The organism is Thiomonas sp. OC7 (assembly GCF_900634595.1).
Lineage (GTDB): Bacteria > Pseudomonadota > Gammaproteobacteria > Burkholderiales > Burkholderiaceae_C > Thiomonas > Thiomonas arsenitoxydans.
In genome coordinates this window covers 469,431-485,217 of sequence record NZ_LR131953.1, presented here as the reverse complement: position 1 = coordinate 485,217, position 15,787 = coordinate 469,431, and the positions used below count along the sequence as shown (strand labels likewise).

Annotated in this window: 13 protein-coding genes; 10 read left to right on the top strand and 3 right to left on the bottom strand. The window is 66.6% G+C overall.

What is annotated here, in order from left to right:
- The 10 genes from flhA (at position 1) to BIO17B3_RS02245 (ending at position 10,242) form a co-directional block, all read left to right on the top strand.
- Entirely contained in the window at positions 1–2,103 is a 2,103-nt protein-coding gene (flhA, locus tag BIO17B3_RS02290; RefSeq protein ID WP_197737895.1) for a flagellar biosynthesis protein FlhA, read from the top strand.
- A gap of 17 nt (positions 2,104–2,120) precedes the next feature.
- Complete coding sequence (gene flhF / locus BIO17B3_RS02285) at positions 2,121–3,596, top strand: flagellar biosynthesis protein FlhF (RefSeq protein ID WP_156052854.1); 1,476 nt, start codon at positions 2,121–2,123, stop codon at positions 3,594–3,596.
- 20 nt (positions 3,597–3,616) lie between these two features.
- Positions 3,617–4,465 (top strand): MinD/ParA family protein, encoded by an 849-nt coding sequence (locus BIO17B3_RS02280; protein ID WP_013122840.1) that lies wholly within the window; start codon positions 3,617–3,619, stop codon positions 4,463–4,465.
- Between the two features lie 35 nt (positions 4,466–4,500).
- Positions 4,501–5,253 carry a FliA/WhiG family RNA polymerase sigma factor gene (locus tag BIO17B3_RS02275; RefSeq protein ID WP_156052853.1) on the top strand — a complete coding sequence of 251 codons (753 nt, stop codon included), beginning with the start codon at positions 4,501–4,503 and terminating at the stop codon, positions 5,251–5,253.
- A 24-nt stretch (positions 5,254–5,277) separates the two neighbouring features.
- Positions 5,278–6,021, top strand: a complete 744-nt coding sequence (locus BIO17B3_RS02270) for a flagellar motor protein (protein ID WP_156052852.1) — start codon at positions 5,278–5,280, stop codon at positions 6,019–6,021.
- Positions 6,022–6,069: 48 nt separating this feature from the next.
- On the top strand, positions 6,070–6,285 hold the full coding sequence (locus tag BIO17B3_RS02265; RefSeq protein WP_013122843.1) for a hypothetical protein: 216 nt from the start codon (positions 6,070–6,072) through the stop codon (positions 6,283–6,285).
- A gap of 46 nt (positions 6,286–6,331) precedes the next feature.
- Entirely contained in the window at positions 6,332–6,781 is a 450-nt protein-coding gene (locus BIO17B3_RS19325; RefSeq protein WP_156052851.1) for a DUF2802 domain-containing protein, read from the top strand.
- Positions 6,782–6,787: 6 nt separating this feature from the next.
- The gene (locus tag BIO17B3_RS02255) at positions 6,788–8,047 is read left to right on the top strand and encodes a flagellar hook-length control protein FliK (protein ID WP_156052850.1); all 1,260 of its coding nucleotides are present in this window, start codon (positions 6,788–6,790) and stop codon (positions 8,045–8,047) included.
- Entirely contained in the window at positions 8,044–8,370 is a 327-nt protein-coding gene (locus BIO17B3_RS02250) for an EscU/YscU/HrcU family type III secretion system export apparatus switch protein (RefSeq protein WP_156052849.1), read from the top strand. The genes BIO17B3_RS02255 and BIO17B3_RS02250 overlap by 4 nt, the downstream gene beginning before the upstream one ends.
- 231 nt (positions 8,371–8,601) lie before the next feature.
- Positions 8,602–10,242: a diguanylate cyclase gene (locus BIO17B3_RS02245; protein ID WP_156052848.1), complete on the top strand. Its 1,641-nt coding sequence runs from the start codon at positions 8,602–8,604 to the stop codon at positions 10,240–10,242.
- 61 nt (positions 10,243–10,303) lie between these two features.
- Here the strand turns inward: BIO17B3_RS02245 and BIO17B3_RS02240 are convergent, their stop codons facing one another.
- The 3 genes from BIO17B3_RS02240 to BIO17B3_RS02230 all read right to left on the bottom strand — a co-directional run bounded on the left by BIO17B3_RS02240 (position 10,304) and on the right by BIO17B3_RS02230 (position 15,677).
- Positions 10,304–10,801: a GNAT family N-acetyltransferase gene (locus BIO17B3_RS02240; protein ID WP_156052847.1), complete on the bottom strand. Its 498-nt coding sequence runs from the start codon at positions 10,799–10,801 to the stop codon at positions 10,304–10,306.
- Positions 10,798–11,079: a DUF1778 domain-containing protein gene (locus BIO17B3_RS02235; protein ID WP_013105509.1), complete on the bottom strand. Its 282-nt coding sequence runs from the start codon at positions 11,077–11,079 to the stop codon at positions 10,798–10,800. The genes BIO17B3_RS02240 and BIO17B3_RS02235 overlap by 4 nt, the downstream gene beginning before the upstream one ends.
- A 113-nt stretch (positions 11,080–11,192) precedes the next feature.
- Positions 11,193–15,677 (bottom strand): EAL domain-containing protein, encoded by a 4,485-nt coding sequence (locus BIO17B3_RS02230; RefSeq protein WP_156052846.1) that lies wholly within the window; start codon positions 15,675–15,677, stop codon positions 11,193–11,195.
- Positions 15,678–15,787: the final 110 nt, after the last annotated feature.

Here is a 15,787-nt window from a genome sequence, read left to right as displayed (position 1 = left end):
ATGGCCACTTCCCCTTCTTCCTCCCCGACCGTCATGCCGGCCTGGCGCGCACTGCTCAAGCGCATGGACTGGCGCATGCTCGCCGCGCCGATTCTGGTGGTGCTCATCCTGATGATGCTGGTGGTGCCGCTGCCCACCTTCGTCCTCGACATGCTGTTCACCTTCAACATCGTGTTGTCGCTGATCATCATGCTGGTCACGCTCTATCTCACCCGGCCGCTGGACTTCGCCGCGTTTCCCACCGCGCTGCTGTTCACCACGCTGCTGCGGCTTTCGCTCAACGTCGCGGCGTCGCGGGTCATTCTGCTGCACGGGCAAAACGGCGAGGGCGCCGCCGGGGCGGTGATCGAATCGTTCGGCAAGTTCGTGGTGGGCGGCAACTACGCGGTGGGCATCATCGTGTTCGCCATTCTGGTGGTGATCAACTTCGTGGTGATCACCAAAGGTGCCGGGCGCATCGCCGAAGTGAGCGCGCGCTTCACCCTCGACGCCATGCCGGGCAAGCAAATGGCCATCGATGCCGACCTCAACGCTGGCCTGATCGATCAGGAAGAAGCGCGCAAGCGCCGCGCCGACGTGGCGCAGGAAGCCGACTTCTACGGCGCGATGGACGGCGCGAGCAAGTTCGTCCGCGGCGATGCGGTGGCGGCCATTCTCATTTTGTTCATCAACCTGATCGGCGGCCTGATCATCGGCGTGTTCATGCACGGCCTGGGTCTGGGCGAGGCGGCGCAGAACTACACCCTGCTGTCCATCGGCGACGCGCTGGTGTCGCAGATTCCGGCGCTGGTTATCTCCATGGCTGCGGGTATTGTCATCAGCAATGTGTCCACCGGGCAGGACGTGGGGCGGCAGCTGGTCAGCCAATTGTTCAACCAGCCGCGCGTGCTCGCCATCACCGCGGGCATTCTGGGGTTGGTGGGCCTGGTGCCGGGCATGCCGCATCTGGCGTTTCTCGGTGCGGCGGCGGTGCTGGGCGGCGTGTTGTGGTGGCAGCTCAAAAAGCAGAAGCAGGCCGCCGCACAGGCGCAGGCCGCGCCTGCGGCCGCAGCGCCGGCCGAGCCGGAAGAAGTGAGCTGGGAGCAGATCGAGCCGGTCGACACGCTTTCGCTCGACGTGGGCTACCGCCTCATTCCGTTGGTCGACCGCAACCAGGGCGGCGAGTTGCTCGGGCGCATTCGCGGGGTGCGAAAAAAATTCGCGCAGGAGATGGGCTTTCTCGTCGCCTCGGTGCACATCCGCGACAACCTCGAACTGCGGCCCGGCGGCTATCGCATCGCGCTCAAGGGGGTGGATGTGGGCAGCGGCGAAATCTTCCCCGATCTGCTCATGGCCATCAACCCTGGGCAGGTGATGGGCGATCTGCAGGGCACGCCGACCAAAGACCCGGCCTTCGGTCTGCCCGCGGTGTGGATCAACAAAGAGCAGCGCGACCGCGCGCAGGCGCTGGGCTATACCGTGGTCGATCCCAGCACGGTGCTGGCCACCCATCTGCACCACCTGCTGCAAACCCATGCCGCCGAGTTGCTCGGGCGCGAAGAAGTCGAAGGGCTGCTGGCGCATCTGTCCAAACGCTCGCCCAAGCTGGTGGAAGATCTGGTGCCCAAGCTGATTTCCGCCGACCGGCTGCGCAAGGTGCTGCAGAACCTGCTGACCGAAGGCGTGCCCATTCGCGACATGCGCACCATCGCCGAAGTGCTGGCCGAACACGCGGGCCAGGTGAGCGATACCGACGAGCTCACCGCCCGCGTGCGGCTGGCGTTGGGCGCCTACATCGTGCAAAGTTTGTCGCCCAATGGGCAGGAACTCTCCGCCGCGGTGCTCGACGGGCAGCTGGAACAGATTCTGCTTTCAAGCCTGCGCGCCGACCCGCAACAAGCCGCGGTCGAACCCGGGCTGGCGCAGCGCCTGATGGACAAGGCGCGCGATCTGATGCAGCGTATGGAAGCGCAGGGCGCGACTGGCGTGCTGCTGGTGAGCGCACCGCTGCGGCAGTTTCTCGCCCGGCTGCTGGCGCGCAGCGCGCCGCGGCTGCGCGTGCTGTCCTATGCTGAAATTCCCGACCAGAAACAGGTCAAGGTCACCGCCACGCTGGGGGCGTAAATGCTGGAGTCTGAATCGTGAAAATCAAACGCTATACCGGAACGAACACCCGCGAGGTGCTGACCCGCATCCGCAACGATCTCGGCGCCGATGCGGTGATCCTGTCGAATCGGGAAATCGTCGGCGGCGTCGAATTAATGGCGGCGGTGGACTTCGACGCCAGCCGGTTTCCGTCGGACGAGCCGGGCGAAGGGGGGGCGGGTGCTAAGGCTGCGGTGCAAACCCCTCCCCACCCCAACCCTCCCCACGAGTGGGGAGGGGGCACGCTGCGGGTGGCTTCAGAGAACAAGGCCGTTGAAATCGCCAAGGCGTCGCCACCACGCACCGAACTCTCCTCCCCCACCCGTGGGGGAGGCTGGGAGGGGGAGGGCAGCGCCCCTCGAAAGCCCGCTGACGACCTACCCTTGCCCGCCGTTGCCCGCGTAGACGCGCCGACCGTGCCCCCCGCCGCGCCGCGCGCCGCAGCGCAGGCGGCGCCGATCACGCTGGAACAGAAGGATGCCGCGTCGCTCGCCACAGCGCACACGGGCGCTGCGGCCGACCCCGCGATCCCGGCCCACCGCAGCATGCGCGACCCTGCCGCAGCGATGGCGCCGAAAGACGAACTCGGCGCCATGCGGCACGAACTGCAGGACTTGCGGCAGTGGATGCAGTCGCAGATGTCGGGCCTGGCCGACGCCGGGCCGCTCACCCCCGTGGGCGAGCAGTTGCAGGCGCTGGGCTTCTCCACCGCGCGGGCGCGGCAACTGGGCAGCCAGGCGCTCAACCTACGCGGCGCGCTGGCCGCCTATCTCGGCAAGGGCCTGCAGGTAGCGGCCGATCCGGTTTCCGCGGCCGGCATTTATGCGTTGGTCGGGCCGACGGGCGCCGGCAAAACCACCACCATCGCCAAGCTCGCCGCCCGTCTGGTGTTGCACCACGGCACGGCGGCCGTGGCGCTGATCACCACCGACACCTACCGCATCGGCGGGGTGGAACAACTCAAAATCTACGGCCGCATTCTGGGTGTGCCGGTAGCGGTGGCGCGCGACGGCGAGGAACTGCAGCAACACCTGCGCGACTTCGCCGACCGCCGCTATGTGCTGATCGACAGCATCGGCCTGAGCCCGCGCGACGCGCGGATGGCCGAGCAGATGCAATGGCTGCAGGCGCTGGGCGAGGGCGTCACCCGTCTGTTGGTGGTCGGCGCCGGGCTGGCGCCTTCGGCCTATGCCGAACTGTGGTCGCTGTACCGCCGTCTGCCCGTGGCGGCGGCCATTCTCACCAAGCTCGACGAGAGCCCGAGCTTCGGCGCCGCGCTGCAATGGCTGGTGGAGGGCAGCGTGCCGCTGTGGTTCTACACCGACGGCCAGCGCGTGCCGGAAGACCTGCATGTGCCGTCGCTGGCTAAGATCACGGCTTTGCTGGAACACGACCCCGTGACCCGTTTCGACTCCGCCCCTGCTCCGCTAGCCGCCGCCGCTGTTGGTGCGATAACCGCCCGCACCGCTTGACCCGACAGAAAGACGCCATCATGGATCAAGCCGAAGGACTACGCCGCCTGCAGCGCCCCCCGACCAAGGTCATCACCGTCGCCAGCGGTAAGGGCGGGGTGGGCAAAACCAATGTGGTCGCCAATCTGGCCATCACCCTGGCGCGCAGCGGCCAGCGGGTGATGGTGTTCGACGCCGACCTGGGGCTGGGCAATATTGACATCCTGCTCGGCCTCACGCCGCGCTACAACATCAGCCATGTGCTGTCGGGCGAGAAGCAGCTCAGCGACGTGCTGGTGCGCGGCCCGCAGGACATTCTGGTGTTGCCCGCTTCCAGCGGTGTGGCCGGTATGGCGTCGCTAGACGTCGCCACGCAGTCGCGGCTGATCGATGCGGTGAGCACGCTCGACATTCCGCTCGACTATCTGCTGGTCGATTGCGCCGCGGGCATCGCGGGCGACGTGCTCACTTTCAGTCGCGCCGCGCAAGACCTCATCGTGGTGCTGAACAACGAGCCCGCCTCGGTGGCCGACGCCTACGCGCTCATCAAGGTGTTGAGCAAACAATACGGCCTCAAACGCTTTCACCTGCTGCCGAACATGGTGCGCGATGCGCGCGAGGGGCAGGCGCTGTTCGCCAAGATCACCGGTGTGGCTGATCGCTACCTCGACGTGTCGCTCGATCTGGTGGGCAGCATTCCGCTGGACGCTTCGCTGCGTGCGGCGGTGCGTAGCCAGCGCGCCGTGGTCGAGTCCGCACCGCAGAGCGCGTCCGCCGTCGCCTTTGCCGCTTTGGCAGCCCGGGTGAAAAACTGGCCGCTGCCACAGGGGCCTAGCGGTCGCATCGAATTTTTCATGCAGCAGTGGCTGCGGGCAGAGCAGGCCGCCTGAGGGCGGGCTGCTCCGTAGACACGGCTCCCGATCGGATGAAACCCGGCCTCTATCCCGCCCCAGAAACCCGCGAGGAGCGCCTGAGCAAGCATTTGCCCATGGTGCGGCGCATTGCGGGCCAGATGGCGGCGCAACTGCCGGCCTCGGTCGATTTTTCCGATCTGGAGCAGGCCGGCATGATCGGCCTGTGGGACGCGCTTGACCGCGGCGAAATGCAGTCGCCGGCGCAGTTCGCGACCTACGCCGCCATTCGCATCCGCGGCGCGATTTACGACGAGCTGCGCAAGCTCGACTGGCTGCCGCGCCGCAGCCGTGCCAAAGAGCGCCAGATCGAGCGCGCCGAGCAACTGCTCACGCAGCGACTGGGCCGCCATCCGGAAGACGGCGAACTCGCCGCACATCTGGGCTGGGAGCTAGCCGAGTATTACGACGCGCTGGCCGAGACCAGCATGCAACTGGTCTACCTCGAAGACCTCACGCACGACGACGGCGGTGATTACGCCGACCGCAAGGCCGACGAAGCCAGCCTGCTGCCCGAAGAGCTGCTGCAGGACGCCGAGCTCGAACGTGATCTGCAGGCTGCCATTGCCGATCTGCCCGAGCGCGAGAAACTGGTGCTGTCGCTGTATTACCAGGAAGACCTGCAGCTCAAAGACATTGGCCGGGTGCTCGAAGTGAGCGAATCGCGGGTCAGCCAGCTCATGAAGCAGGCGGTCATGCGACTGCGCGCGCGGCTGCAGGCGCATCAGCAATCAGCCAGCGGTGCGGGCCGCCGCGCCGCGCCATAACAACACAGGGACGGGGAATCTTTCATGGATATTTTGACCATTGTCGGCGTCGTGGTCGCGCTCGGTTCCATCTTGCTGGGGCAGATGCTCGAAGGTGGGCACATCAGCTCCATCATCCAGGGAACGGCCTTTCTCATCGTGATGGGCGGCACCACGGGCGCCGTCATGCTGCAGTTTCCGCTCAAGGTGTTCATTCGTTCGCTCAAGATGCTGCCGTGGATCGTGCTGCCGCCCAAAGGTGATCCGCAGGAGACGATCAAGCAGATTCTGGAATGGAGCGACACCGCGCGCAAAAACGGTCTGCTCGCGCTCGAAGCCGTGGTCGAGTCGGTGCCCGATCCGTTTGTGAAAAAAGGGCTGCAGATGTTGGTGGATGGCACCGATCCCGAAAAAATCCGCTCAACGCTTGAGCAGGAAATCGGCGCCGTCGAGCATCACGACACACAGGCCGCCAAGGTGTATGAATCCTCGGGCGGCTATTCCCCCACCGTCGGCATTCTGGGCGCGGTGCTCGGCCTGATTCACGTCATGGAAAACCTGGCCGACCCCAGCAAGCTCGGCGGCGGCATTGCCGTGGCCTTCGTCGCCACGGTGTATGGCGTGGGCGCGGCCAACCTGTTTTTCCTGCCGGTGGCCAACAAGCTCAAGAGCATCGTGCACAATCGCTCCAAATTGCAGGAGATGCAGGTGGACGGCCTGGTGGCCATCGCCGAGGGCGAAAATCCCCGCATCATCGAAGGTCGGCTGCAGAGTTACTTTGCACACTGAAGTCTGCAGACTTGATCTGCATCCGGCACAGTCTGGCAGGAGGTGAAGATGGACGATGCGACGATCAACCCGGTGAGCCCCTACGACCCGGTCTCGCGCCTGCCTGATGGCGGTGGGCGGGGGCGGCGCGATTCCCCTGATCGCCAGCCGTCCGCCAGCCGTTCCCCCTCGGGCTCGGCGCCTCCTGCCGCGCCAGACGCCGCCCCGACCGAAGCGCCCGATCCCGACGCCACTAGGGGGCGGCATATCGACGACCGTGCTTAAGAGGATGTGACCTCCCTCTGACTTTTCTCCGATCCCCCGCGACGCCATGACCCTCATCCTCCTCGTTTTCGCCGCGCTGATCGTGGCGCTGCAGATTGCACTGACCTTCACCCTCAAGCGCATGCTCGACCTGCTGGCGGCAACGCGCGATGAGGTTCATGGCCTGCAGCTTCGCGTGCAGACCCTGGAGCAGGAACGAGACGCCGCCACCCTGCCGCCTTCGGCGCTGTTCACGCTGACGCCGCGCCCAGAAGCGGCCGTTCCTCCGCCCACTCCATCGCCGCCTCCCGAACCTCCCCCGGCACCCAGCCCCGCCGAACCCATCGACCTGCCCGTGCTCCACGAACCCGCCGCCGCAACTTCTACCGACGCCGTGGGCGCGCAGGTGCGCGCCCTAGCCCGCCAGGGCATGCCCGTGCGCGAGATTGCCGAGCGTTGCGGGCTGAGCGAGGCCGAGGCGGAGCTCATCATTCACCTGCGCCAAGAGCCGGTCTGACACTAAATGAGCCCGGCGCAAATCCTCGGCGGCGTTCCGTCGGTCACGCCCGCCGGGGCGACGGGCGCTGCCCGGACCGAACCAACGGCCTTCGCCGCCGCTCCGGGCACCGCGTTCGAGGCCGAGGTGGTTCAGGTGCAGAGCGCCACGCCCGCTGCGGCCAACCTGGCGGCAGCGGCGGCGGATGGGCGGGCGCAAACGCAGGTTTTGCTGCGGCTGGGCAACGCCCTGGTGAACGCCACTCTGCCCGGAGCCGCCCCCCAGGTTGGCGCGCGCCTGCCGCTGATTTACCTGGGATCGCAGGGCGGCCAGCCGCAATTTCTGCTCGCGCCGCAGCAGGCGGCGCAGGCAGCTGCCCAGTCGCAGTTGTCCGGCCCGGGGCAGTTGCTCGGTCTGCTGCAACAAATGCAGGCGTCTGCCAGCGCTTCTGCTGCGAATGCCGCCGCGGGCGCCAGCGCGAATGCCAGCGTCCTTGGCGCGGACGCCCGCGCCGCGACGGCTGCAGCCGCGCCGGTCTGGTCCAACCCCGCCCAGCCGCCCCAGCAGGCCGCGCAACTGCTGGCCAGCGCACTGAGCAACAGCGGCCTGTTTTACGAAAGCCATCTGGGCGCCTGGGCGCAGGGGCAGCAGCCCCTGTCGACCTTGCTAACGCAGCCGCAGGGCAAGCTTTCGCCCTTGCTGCAAACCGCCACGGCAACGCCTTCGTCTTCTTCTGCATCCACCGCCCAGGCGGGGCATGAGGCCAGCGCCCAGCCCAGTCCAGCGTCGGCGGCGATACCCTTCACACAGACTGCACCGGCCCCGCGCCATGCGGCCCTGGCGGCTTACCAGACCGTTCAGGCGGGGCCGCAGACGGCGAGCGATCCGGCCGCATTGGCCGCACGCCTGCCCGCCGAATTGCACGGCGTGGTGCAGCAGCAGTTGCAGACGCTGATGCAAGGGCAGATCGCCTGGGAAGGGCTGTTATGGCCCGGCCAGACCGCGCGCTGGAGCCTGCGGCCCGACCCCGAAGACAGCAGCCGTCGTCAGGGAGCGCCCGAGCGCTCATGGAGCACCCAGGTCGAACTTGAACTGCCGCAGCTGGGTCAGGTGCAGGCGCGTCTGCAGCTCAACGGCAACCGCGTCGATCTGCTGCTGCGGCGCAGCCCGCAAGCGCAGGAACGCATCGACGCGGCGCTGCCCCAATTGCGCGCGGCGTTGCAGTCAGCCGGGCTGGAGATCGGTGGCGTGCAGCTTGGCTCGTTTGCTGATGGAGCTACCGAATGAGTGCCAAGCAGCCAACCAAGCCGCCGCAGCGCGCTGAACTGCGGCAGGCCGTCGCCCTGCGTTATGACGCCGATGCCGCGGGCGCGCCGGAAGTCGTCGCCAAGGGGCAGGGTCTGGTGGCCGAAGCCATCATCAATCGCGCGAAGGAGGCGGGGGTGTATGTGCACGAGTCGCCACAGTTGGTGCAACTGCTCATGGCGGTCGATCTCGACACTCAAATTCCCCCGGCGCTCTACACCGCCGTGGCGGAGTTGCTCGCCTGGCTCTGGCGGCTGGAAGCGGGCGGCGAGCCCAAAGAGTCACCGGATTTACATTTGCCTTGAGTCGGCTGCAATACGATTCAACCCAGATTGTTCATTAGGACACGGGATGATGGCGAGGCGGGTTGGGGATGGATTCGGCCCTGCGCGACAAGCCCATAGCCGAAGCTATGGGCGCGAAGCGCGGGGGCAAAGACGCCCCAAACCGACCGCCAGCGCCCGTGTAGGGGCGCAGCCCCGCCTAATGGACAATCTGGGTTCAATTCAAACCAAACCACATTCACCCGGATTCACATGCCCACCATTTCCGACCAGGCGCGCGCCACCCTCAAGCGCTTGCTCGAACTCAAGCTGCAGCCCACCCCGGACAACTACCGCCGCGTTTTTGAAGGTCTGCAGAATGGCGCAGCGGTTTCCACCGCAGAGCCATCGCCGGAATGCCCCGATTGGGGCCGTGCGCTGCCCCGGCTGCTGGAGCAATGGGAGCGCTCGCAAAGCGGGCTGACCCAGTTGCAAAAACGCCAGCAACTCGACCGCCTCGTCGCCTTGCCTACGCCACAGGCCCAGTGGCGCGAGTTGGAGCAACTGCTAGAGCGCTGGAGTGCGCTGCCCGCGCGCAGTGGCAGTCAGAGCGCGTCCACCCCCATTGAAACCCGCGACGACGCTGCGAACCGTGCAGGCAGCGAATGGCGCGAGCTTTGGCTGCAAACCCTCAAATTTGGCGTGCGCCCCTTTTGCGCGCACGACACCGCGCAGCGCCTGCTGCGCGAGCTGATGGCGGCGGCGGAAACCTCCAAACAGGCGGCCGACCTGGGCACGCAGGCGCGCGAAGTCTGGCTGGCCATCGACCGCGAGCAATCCACCGAAGAGGCGGTGCGCAACGGCTTGATTGAACTCGCGCGGCTGTTGCTCGATCATCTCGGCGATCTGGTGCCGCAGGCCTGGGTAGGCGTGCAGGCCACGGCGATTCGCGAGCAATTGCAGACGCCGCTGGTCCCCGAGCGCATCGAATCGGCGCAGAATGCCGTGCGCGATCTACTGGTGCGCCACAGCGTGCTGCGCAAGAGCGAAGACGACGCGCACCACACCGCCAAGGCGCTGATCGATCTGTTGGTGCGCAAGCTGGGCGACTACGCCGCTGAGGGCGGCGAATACAACCAGCGCATGGAAGCCCGGCTGGAGCAATTGCAGAGCAGCCGCGAGTGGGACGAAATCCGCGATCTGGTGCAGGATGTGCTCGACGACAGCCGCAATATGCAGCAGCGCAGCGGCGAACTCGGCGTGCATCTGGCCGAGGCGCAGCGCCAGGCGCAGGCGGCGCAAGAGCGCATCCGCTCGCTCGAAGGCGAACTGGAACAGGTCAGCCAGCAATTGCAGGAAGACCCGCTCACCGGCGCGCTCAACCGTCGCGGGCTGGACGCCGAGTTCACCCGTATGCAGTCGCGCGCGGTGCGTCAGGGCCAGCCTCTCACCCTGGCGCTGCTCGACCTCGATCACTTCAAGGCGGTGAACGACACCCACGGCCACGATACCGGCGACGCCGTGCTCAAGGCGCTGGTGGCGCAGGCCAAACGGCTGATCCGGCCGAGCGACCGCGTGGCGCGCATGGGGGGCGAGGAGTTCATGCTCCTCCTGCCCGACACGCCGGTGCAGCAGTCGCTCGTCGTGGTGCAGCGGCTGCTGGTTGCGTTCAGCGATCAGACCCTGGTGCAGGACAGCGCGGGGCGGCGCATTCCCCTGAGTTTCAGCGCCGGAGTGGCCGAACTGTGCCCCGGCGAAGACTTCCCCGCGATCTATCAGCGCGTGGACGCCGCACTGCTGCAGGCCAAGCAGGCGGGGCGCAAACGGGTGGAATTCGCCGTGCCCTGCGATGGTGCCAAGGCCGGTGGCAGCCTGCCCAAGAGCGCGCTGCGATTCTTCGCGCTGCGGGGGTAAGTTTTTTGGCCTCGCTGGCGTCGCCTCACAAAATGCAATGCAAAGTACGTCGGGGCGTGTTTCAAAAGCGCTGGGCGGTCGCCAGCGGTAAAAACAGGGTCAGCGGCGAGTCTGGCAAAGCCATGAAGCCGTGATGCCGGTAGAAAGCCGCTGCCGCCTCGTCCTTGGCGTCTACCATCAGGGCAAAGGCGGCAATCTCCGAACGGGCGGCGCGGTCGAGCGCATCAGCCAACAGCGCACCACCAAGACCTTGTCCCTTGGATGCCTGATCGACTGCCAAGCGGCCCATACGAACGGCAGGCACGGTGGGATAGCGCGGCAGCTTCTTGCCGGTGCCCGCCGGAAGATCGGCCAGCAGCAGGCTTGCCGAGGCCAAGGTGTAGTAGCCCGCGATGCGCTGCCCGTCAGCCAGCGCCACGAAACAGGCAGCGATGCGGCGACGAATGTCCTGGGTGACTTGTTCGCGCAGGTAGCGGTTCAGCGGCTCCGAATCACTATTGAAGGCGACGCGATCATGCCCGGCATCGAGCTGCGCAAGCTGGAACGGGGCGCCGCTCATTCAGCGCGCAAGAGCTTGCTGCGGCGGCTAAAAGCGCGCTCCAAGGCGGGGGCTGGTTTGGGTGGCGACAGCAGCGCTTGCGCAAAACATTCCTGATCGGCCAGAGACAGACGGATGACTTCGGCTTGTTCGATGGCGCGCTGCGCGGCGTCCTGCACGGCGGACACCACGAAATCGGTCATAGTGCGCCCCTGAAGCTCGGCGGCGCGCTTGAGCATCGCATGCAGATCGGTGCTGATTCGGGCTTCGAGACGGGCAGTAGAAATTGCAGCGGGCATGAATTTGTCCTCCAACTCAATAATACGGCAATTTGCCGTACAAGTTAAGGCGGATTTTCGACGGCTTTGGGCGATTTTTTTCAAGCGGCCATTCTGGCGCAACCGGGCCGACTTCAGTCGGCCCGGTTGCGTTCCGCATTTTCCCGCACCCATTGCTGCGCGCGCTGGCCCAGGCGGGTTTGGGGTGACGAGGCCTGGGTGAGCCAGCGGAAGGTTTGCAGCCAGGCGGGCACGTCGGCTGCTGCCATCGGCCGCGCCAGGGCGTAACCCTGACCATAATCAGCGCCCAATACCGCAGCCACCTCCACTAGCGCCGGGGTTTCCAGACCTTCGACCACCACTTTCAGGCCGAGCGCCTGGGTCATGTGGACCAGGGCGCCGATGAAGCCGATCATGCCGTCTGCCTCGGTTTGCGCTTCGGAGGGAATCTGCCGCACCAGGCCCTGGTCGATTTTCACCGTGTGGAAGGGTAGGGTGCGCAGCCGCAGCAGACTGCTGTAGCCGCTGCCCAGATCGTCCATCACCAGCCGCGCGCCGGTGGCGGCCAGGCTGCGCACCGCGCGGTCGCGCTCGGCGTCGTTCTGGAAGTCGGCGTCTTCCAGAATTTCCAGCCGTAGCCGATCAGGCGCGATGTGCCGGGTGTGCAGCGCGTCGGCCACCCAGCGGGCGCATTCGGGCATGAGCAAAACTTCGAGCGGCAGGTTGATGGACAGATCGAGGCGCTGACCCGCGCCGTCCCATTGGGCCAGCTGGTTCAGCGCCTGCTCCAGCCCGAGGGTGAACAGGCGGGTGAGCTCGGAGGCGCCAAACGACGGCAGGAACTGCCCCGGGCCGATCAGCCGCCCGTCTTCGAGCCGCAACCGGGCCAGCGCTTCCATGGCGGTGGGCTCACCCGTGTGAAGATCGACCAGGGGCTGATAGTGCATTTCCAGACCGCCGCTGAACAGGCGGTGGCGCCAGGCGCGGCGGTCCTGCAGGGGCATGGGGGCGGATTCGCGCCGGGTCATCAGGCCGTAAAGCCCGCGTTCGAAGAGTTGTTCGATACCGCGCAGGAAGCTGTGCATGCTCTGCGTTTCGAACTGGCCGGGGTAACGTCCGTACAGCCCCATGACGGCGAGCATGCGGCCGCGGCTGTCTTTCACCGGCACCGCGGCCGAACTGCGCACGCCGACGCTGTGCGCCACCGCACGCCAGGGCGCCATGCGCGGATCGGTGACGTAGCTGGCGTTGGTTTCGATCTGCTCGCTGCGCCAGCAGCGCGGGTGCGGGGTGAGGCCGAAGGGGCTATGCGGGTCGATGTCGAGATTGGCCATGGCCACCGCATCGAGCGCCTGCCAGTATTCGTCAAACGCCCCCGCTGTGAACTCGGGGATGAAGTGCCCCTGCGCGTCGGGCTTGTAGATCACCGTGGCTGCCATGCCCGGCAGGGCGGTGACTGATTCGAGCACGGTGCGGGCCAGATCGGCCCATTGGGTCAGTTCGGGCTGCATCTGCTCCAGCCCGAACAGCATCTGTTGATATTGCTCGCGCTGCGTCTGCGCCCCATCGCTTTGCCATTGCAGCTCGCGCTGCAGGCGCGCGGTGGTGACCTGAGCCAGCACGGCTCGATCAGCGCTGCGCACCGGGGCTTCGCCCAGCAAGTCGTGCAGGCTTTGCAGATACCAGCCGAAACTGTTGACCAGCGCCCCGGTGCTGACTCCCACCAGCGCGTGAATCGCGCCGGTGTGCCGCGCTTGTTCCTGATGGGTTTCGGCCGACAGGTCGGGGTGAAGGATTTGCAGCAAGCGGGCATGCTGCCGGCTGCGCAAATGGGCGGCCTCCTCCGCGGAGAGGGCGGCGAGCAGCGCGGCCGACTCCGGGTCTTGGCCCAGGGTGGAATAGAAGCGCTCGACGAAGGTCTCGGCGTTGCGCTCCAGCAGGTCGCCAATCAGGCCGAGCAGGCGGTGGGCGGTTTCGCCGTAGGGGTCGACATGAATGGGCAAGTCGGCGGGTTTGTCGGCGGCCTGCTCCAGGCCATCGCCCCAGACCTGCCACCAACGGGTGCGATCGGCCTTGTGCGCCTTGCTGGCGTAAAGCGCGGCATCGGCGTGGCGCAGCAGCACCTCGGCCTGCGCCTCGTCGGCCGGGTAAAGCGTCACGCCCAGGCTCATGCCCACCTTGGCCAGCACGCCGTCGCCGAGGTCGAACGGGGTTTCGACGGCGCTGTGAATGCGGTCGAGCACGATGGGCAGATCGCTGGCCTGCGCCACGCCTTCGAGCACCAGCACGAACTCGTCGCCACCCAGTCGCGCGACCAGATCGATCTCGCGCACGGCGGCCCTGAGGCGCTCGCCCAGTTGACGCAGAAGCTGGTCGCCCGCGGCGTGGCCGTGGGTGTCGTTTACCGGCTTGAAATCATCGAGATCCATCACGCCCACGACCAGCAAATTTTTGTGGCGGCGGGCCCGGGCCATGGCCAGCGGCAGGTGGTGTTCGAGGGCAAGGCGGTTGGGCAGGCCGGTCAGGGCGTCGTGGCGGGCGAGGTGGCGTTGCTGCGCCTGCTCGGCTTCCAGATCGGCCTTGAGGTCGATTTCGCCCAGCGCCTGCTCGATCAGTTTGCCCACCCGGCGCAACAGGCCGTGCAGGCCTTCGTCCAGATCGTCGACGTTGAACAGCACCAGCACCAGCGCCGCCCAGCGCCCGCCGTTGCGGCGCAGCGGCAAGGCCAGGGCAAGCGGTTGCCAGCCCGGCAGGGCGTACTCGGCCCAGGGTTGCAGCAGGGGCGAGTGCGGGTCGGTCTCTTGCGCTTCTTCCGAGGTGTGCCAGGCGCGGGCCAGGGCGTGGGTTTGGGTGGAGCTGACCAAGAGCGGCGGCGATTGGGCGGACAGCGTGTCCAGCGCATTCCCTCCGGCAGCGAGCGGGTGCACGCGCTCGTGCACATCGGGCTGGGCGACCCATACGGCGGCGAACAAGCCGGTTTCGAGCAGGCGGGTGCAGGCGCTCTCCAGCACTTCGGCGTCGTTGCGCGCGCTGATCAGAATGTCGATCTGCGCCATCACTCCGCGCACCAGTTCCTGCTGGCGCTGGCGACTTTCGCGCTCTTTGCGTTCGGCCTCGGCCAGTTGCAGACGATCGAGTCCGCGGCCCAGGCTGCGCGCGAGTTCTTCGAGCAGATTGCGTTGGTCTCGGGTGATGCGCGCGCGGCTGTCGCGGTAAATGCTGAACACCGCGTAGAGCCGGTTTTGCCGCATCACCGGCAAGGCGGCCATGGTGCGCAGACCGAACTGCTTCATGCGCCCCGCCCAGGGCAGCAACAGTTGGGCGGAGTCTTTGCCTTGCACATAAAGGGGCGCAGCGTCGCGCCAAACCTTGCCAAACGGCCCCTGGCCGCTGATCTGATCGGCATGGATGGACAGCGGCATTCCGTCGAGATAGGCGGTCTTTCCAGCGGCAGCGAGCACCTTGGCCTGCCCGCCGACATCGGGCTGACCGATCCAAGCCAGTTGCATGCCTCCGGCGTCGGCGCTGATGTCGCAAATGCGCTGGAACAGCGTGGCTTCATCCGGGGCTTCGGCCACGACCTGGCTGGCCTGCGCCAATGCGGCATTGATCTGCGCCAGCCGGTGCTGGCGCTCCAGACTGCGGTTGATCAGCAAGCCGCCGAGCAGTTGCATCAGCAGCAAAATCGCCCAGCCTGTCAGCATCGGCCAGGTCTGACGCCACCACAGCGCGGTGAGCGCGCTGGCCGGCAGGCTGGTGAAGGCAACGACCGAATGCGCGCCCAGGCGTTGCCAAGCGCCCAGGAGCTCAGCGCCGCCCGCCGCCTGCACCGGCCCGAGGAAAACCCCATGCGTTTGCTCGGGATGCGCGGCAATTTCGCGTGCGAGCACCCCGCGCGCGGGTGCATTCTTGAGCGAGGGCTGGATTTGCGGCAGCGGCGCAGGCAGCCGCGCGAGCAAATAGCCGTCACTGCGCAACAGGCCCACCGCCGGCACCCAGCGGCCCTTGCTGTTGAAACTCGACAAAGTGTGCTGCAGATTTTGCAGCGCTCGCTGCAGGCCCACGTCGAAAATCAACATGACCTCGGGACGAGGCGCGCCTTTGTGCAAGGTCAGCGCGCAGCGGGCCGGGGTGATGTGCTGCTCTGGCGCCAGCGGATCGGGCTGCGGCAGCCCGATGCGAATCCGCCCCGGCGTGGACAAGGTCTGAGCAAACCCCGGCGACGCGGAGATGGCCGCATGCGCCTGCGGCGGGATTGCGCGACTCGGTGCAAGCGCCAGCACATCGCCGGTCGGCGCGACCAGGGAAACGCCGTCGATGAAGGGCATCAGCGCATTCATTTCGCTCAGCCACGGCCCTGGCTGCTGCAGCAGATCGGGGTTGTCGTGAAGCTGCCGCTGCGCCACGGTACAAGTGGCCTGAAGCTGGTCGTAACGCTGGTTTATCGCGTCGGCCCAGAACGCGGCCTCGCTTTGCAGAATCTGCTCGATGCCGTTGCGGTTGCGATCCCAGCTGACCCAGAGCACCCCGCCAACGGCCGCAGCCAGCAATAAATTGGCAATGAGCACCGCAATCAGGATGCGGCGGCGGTCGGTCTGGAAACGGGTGTTGTGAGGCATGCCATGAATCGAAAAATACAGCCCGGCATTACAACACCTCGCGGGCAGGCATCATCCAGACTGTCTGCGGAATGATCGGCAACGGTGTAAAAAATGACACAGCGCAGGAG